Source organism: Aureibaculum marinum (assembly GCF_003813905.1).
GTDB classification, from domain to species: domain Bacteria; phylum Bacteroidota; class Bacteroidia; order Flavobacteriales; family Flavobacteriaceae; genus Aureibaculum; species Aureibaculum marinum.
Window position 1 is genome coordinate 1 of record NZ_RPFJ01000024.1, and the last position, 4,977, is coordinate 4,977.

3 protein-coding genes and 2 tRNA genes are annotated in these 4,977 nt (G+C 31.6%); 2 read left to right on the plus strand and 3 right to left on the minus strand.

Annotated elements, in window-relative coordinates:
* Positions 1-123 precede the first annotated feature (123 nt).
* Positions 124-210 (minus strand) — tRNA-Lys (locus EGM88_RS15800).
* Between the two features lie 241 nt (positions 211-451).
* On the opposite strand from EGM88_RS15800, the gene EGM88_RS12605 reads away from it, so the two are divergent.
* Positions 452-1,966, plus strand: coding sequence for an Lcl C-terminal domain-containing protein (locus EGM88_RS12605; RefSeq protein ID WP_123898770.1), 1,515 nt, complete (start codon positions 452-454; stop codon positions 1,964-1,966).
* 60 nt (positions 1,967-2,026) lie between these two features.
* On the opposite strand, the gene EGM88_RS12610 is transcribed toward EGM88_RS12605, so the two are convergent.
* Positions 2,027-2,311 (minus strand): DUF2188 domain-containing protein, encoded by a 285-nt coding sequence (locus tag EGM88_RS12610; RefSeq protein WP_123898772.1) that lies wholly within the window; start codon positions 2,309-2,311, stop codon positions 2,027-2,029.
* Positions 2,312-2,514: 203 nt separating this feature from the next.
* The gene (locus EGM88_RS12615) at positions 2,515-4,281 is read right to left on the minus strand and encodes an OmpA family protein (RefSeq protein ID WP_123898774.1); all 1,767 of its coding nucleotides are present in this window, start codon (positions 4,279-4,281) and stop codon (positions 2,515-2,517) included.
* A 488-nt stretch (positions 4,282-4,769) separates the two neighbouring features.
* On the opposite strand from EGM88_RS12615, the gene EGM88_RS12620 reads away from it, so the two are divergent.
* Positions 4,770-4,854 (plus strand) — tRNA-Ser (locus EGM88_RS12620).
* The last annotated feature ends 123 nt before the right edge of the window (positions 4,855-4,977 follow it).

Below are 4,977 nucleotides of genomic sequence, written 5' to 3' on the forward strand. Positions count from 1 at the left end.
TCATAAAAACCACAACATACTATCGTATGTTTAGTTTTTTGTTTTTCAAAAACTTACAAAAGCAAGCTTTTGACGTTTTTGAAAAACAAAAAACCCACAACTTCCGTTGTGGGTTTCCTTTTGCGGAGAAAGAAGGGATTCGAACCCTCGGAGGTTTAACCCTCTACGGTAATAAATTACCGCTGCATTCAGCCACTCTGCCATTTCTCCAGATAGTTATATAACAGTTGCTTTATTGATTTATTGTATCTTCTAAAAAAATGATATTGCTTTTATAGCTATTCCTCTTATTATGAAACTACTAACTAAAAAAAATAAAAATATTACTTCTGTTGTTGTACCAATTCAACACATATATAGATAAAATCACCGCGTATGTTGATTACTTTTTACTAGAGCATATCTAAGGTATACTTTTACATAAAAAATAAATCTAATAAAATAATCTATTATGAAATTAGCACATATAAAATCATTAAAGTCTATAATTTTTATAGCTTTATTATATTCCGTTTTGCTTTTAGTAAGTTGTAAAAGTGAACTTCCTACAACTACAAATTTAAACTATCCTATTGTAGATACTAATCAAGGATTTAGTTATAACAATTATAATCAAATTGAAGGTCCTAAAGAAGGTGATGCCTTCTACGGACAAGATGCACAATATACTGGAAACATACCCAGCTATACTGATAACGGAAATGGTGTAATTACTGACAATATAACAGGACTAGAATGGACACAAAGCTTATCTGAGGCTGCCATGCCTTGGTCTGATGCCTCTAAATATTGCGATACACTTACCACCGGCGGGTATACCGATTGGCGTTTACCTACTGTAAAAGAATTATGGTCTATTAGAGACTTTTCTCAAGGTTGGCCATGGGTAGATACTGATTACTTTTACCTTGTTAGTGATGGTTCAGAGCAACGGCAACATCATTCATGGACAAGCAATAAATACCTTGTAAAAAGTGAATATCAGAACAGACAATTAGAAGGTGAACCTTCATTTATTGTTAACGATTGGACCGGTCATATTAAAGCGATGAGTGGCAATCGATTTGTACGTGCAGTACGTGGTAATACAAGCTATGGAGTGAACAATTTTGTTGATAATGGCGATGAAACTATTACCGATAAAGCTACAGGTTTAATGTGGTCAAAAAATGATAATGGAGAAGCTATTAATTGGGAAGCAGCTTTAGCATATGCTGAAAATGCAACCATTGCGGGATATACCGATTGGCGATTGCCTAATATTAAAGAATTACAAAGTATTGCCGATTATTCTGGAGATTTTCCTGCTATGGATACTACCTACTTTAACCTGACCAAACTAAAAAATATGAAAGGTCAAACTGACTATCCATTTTATTGGTCAAGTACCAGTAATCCTTATATTGAAGCCTATCATAACGAATCTGGTGAATCTGATACTGCAGAAAATACCTTAAAACCTGGTTATACCTATGCATGGATTCTTTCAGCTGGCTATTGTGTAGATAGAGAAGGTAACGATTTACATGGTGCAGGTGCCGTGGTTTTTGATACAAAATCTGAAGATGTTTCTGACCATTCTGGCATTGAAGTTTTTTACCATCATGTACGGCTTGTAAGAGATGGAAACGTAAAAAAAACACCTGAAGGAGATCCTTCTACCGTTAAAAAAAATCGTGTAGTCACATTTCCTGAAGGTATTGTAAATGGTGAAGGAAGACCAGGACAAGGTGGTCCTCCAGATGGAGAAAGAGGGCCAGAACATGGAAATGGACCTGATTTTTCACCAGGAGTAACCTATCTTAAAACAATTAATATAACTGTTAGTGCTGAAAAATTAGCATCAATAGTTGCAGGACCACCAGCTCCATCAGCCACAACCTTAGTTACTAATTTTGCTAAAAATGAAATTGAAATTACTGAAGCTCAAGCACAAAAATTATTAGACACGCTTCAATTAAGATAGTTTAATATTAATAGAATTATAAAAAAAAGGCTATTCTCACCATTAGAATAGCCTTTTTTTTTAATCGTAATTAATACGATCTCTAATGGTACCATCTTGCCGATGAATAATTACATCTGCCTTATATTTTCTTGCCAATTGTTTTGCTTTTTTAATAGCGGTATCTTGCAACTTGTGTTTAGAAGTAATGCGTTTATTACCTTCACGTCGTACTGCCCAACGGTTATCATAAGGCACTACATGCTGGTGATAAGTTTGCTTCCTTTTAGTTGTGCTTTTTAAAAAAAGCTCAACAAATTGAGATAAAAGGTCTAACCAAAAATTAGATTTATTTGTATTAGCCATATTATTTTTATAGTTAAAATAGTTTGTGCCTCTATTGTTTTAATTTTTCAGCTACTAATTTCATATAATAAAATTAATTTCCCTTAGTATTTCACCCTCTAAAGTACACTTTTAGTTTATATTAAAACATAAGACAGCTGTGCTGGCTGTCTTATATTGAATTATCATTTAAAAGTTAAAAGTTTAATTAAAGCAATAAAACGCTAATTACAGATTACTTTAAATTCAGTTCTTCTATTAATTTTATGTTCTTCATCTGTACAAGGAACATTATTGGCACATTTTGTATTTTTAAGTTCACTCTCCCCTGCTCCTCTTGCTTGTAACCGATCTTTTGAAATACCTAAAGTAACAATATAGGCAACTGTAGCGTCTGCACGGCGTTGTGATAATCGTTTATTATAAGCATCACTACCTTGGCTATCTGTATGAGAAGATAACTCTACATGAATAGTTGGGTTGTCTTTCATCAATTTTACAATACGACGCAAATCTGGTAACGACTCTGGTAAAATATCAGCTTTATCTAAATCAAAATTAATATTTTCTAAATTTATAGCCTTCCCACAAGGGTCTATACACATTTCAAATTCTATAAAAAGGGTTTTATTTCTATTATATGATTCTGTTTTTACCTCTACTTCATTAGAATAATACCCATCCTTTTTACCATTTAATGCATATGTAGATGCTTGTTTTAAATGTACCAAGAAATTACCTTTTTCATCAGAAATTGTATTTTTTTCTCCTGAATTAATCTTATCTCTTATTTTTATAGCTACACCTTGAATACCTTCTGCGAAACTACACTCAACTACATTTCCTTTTAAAATATAATTTTCGTCTGTATACCAAATCTCTTTTTCTACACCGATACGACTGTTTTTTAAACAAGCTTCAAAATCAGATTTAACAATTTTTTCTGATTGTAATGCTACATCATGTAACTTTCCTTTGACCACATAATCTTCTGGTGTTACATTTTTAAAAACAACCATTCCAAACTCATTTGTAGTACCAGTTTTTACTTCCGTTCCTGATAAATCTTCTAATACAATTTCTGTATTGGCTAATAATTGTCCTGTAAATTTATCTTTTGCTGTAATGTTAATGTTACAGGTTTCTGAACATAACTCACATTCTTCTTCTTCTGTTTTGGTTTTCCCTAATTTTATAGAAACTCCAACAAATGCACCATATGATGATATATCATGTTGTAAAGCTTGAGTTCTTATAATCGGTTCAGTTTCTATCGTATTAATTGGTTGTTGATTTTTATCTGTAGTAGCTAATAATGGCTGATGCATAGCAGAACGTCCACCTTCACTTAGCTCCACAGCATCAATATGATTCATATAATAAGCTCCAGCATTGATTCCTATTTTATTAGATATATAATACGTAAAACGTACTTGTCCTTTATAAGTAAGTACACCATTATCTTTATAACCCGCATGGAAATTAAGCGGATAGAAAAAACGACCTGAAGTACCCTCTAAATACGTTCTACCGCCATCTATAGTTGCCAAACCAACACGAGTATTTAATTCAGCTATAAACTTTCTGCTTTTTGTACGGTATTGAAAGTTAGGCCCAATACCATAAAACATACGTGTAATATTATCTTCAGTTAAATTGAAACTGTTGATTGGTGTAACTAAGTCAGTTTCAAAAATATTATCTGTAGAATAGGTGCTTTTTGGTTGATTCATGATATAATCAAAATCGAAACCAACCCCAAACCATGTCCAATAATAATCTAGAGAGATTCCTAAATCCAAGCCTCCATCATAATCTATATAAGGAGTGTTGTTGTTGTAAGTGGGAAAGTCATAACCAAACCTAGGACTAATTTGAAAATAGTTTTTATCTAAAGAATCTTCTTTTTCTTGTAATTTATCTTGAGCTAAAGCGATAAATCCATTTGTAAATAGTATTAAAAATAGTATTGATTGTAATAAATTTTTCATAGCAAAAATTTTAAAAGGGGTTAATATATTCTTTTTAATAGAATGAACTCACGACGACTTTTCTATTTTATGAGTAAGTCAACATGAGTTCATTAACAGAACTTTAACAAATAATGTACCATTTTTAAAAATTGCAGAAAATAGTATTCTCTTAAAAGAAGAATTTTAAACAGATGCATAAAGTTATCGCTAAGACAACAACACTTATAACATATTGTTTTTCAGCACCTAAACTATTAAAAACACTAATATAATATAACTAAATTTTAATTTTTTTGACAAGAAATAAACTCTTAAAAAAAATTTAGTGCTTAAAATGCCAACAATTGAAATAAAAAATGCTTTAATAAATTAAAAAAGAATTCATTAGAGCTACTTAGTAATCATTCTGTTTAACACTGTGGTTGTACTAAAAAGAAAATAAAATATTAAAATACTATAAAAATGTTTTTCATTATCAAAAACCTTTTTATATTTGCAACCGCTAAGGAGAAATGGCAGAGTGGTCGAATGCGGCAGTCTTGAAAACTGTTGAGGGTCACACCTCCGGGGGTTCGAATCCCTCTTTCTCCGCAAAAGAAAACCCACAACGGAAGTTGTGGGTTTTTTGTTTTTCAAAAACGTCAAAAGCTTGCTTTTGTAAGTTTTTGAAAAACAAAAAACTAAACATACGATAGTATGTTGTGGTTTTTATGA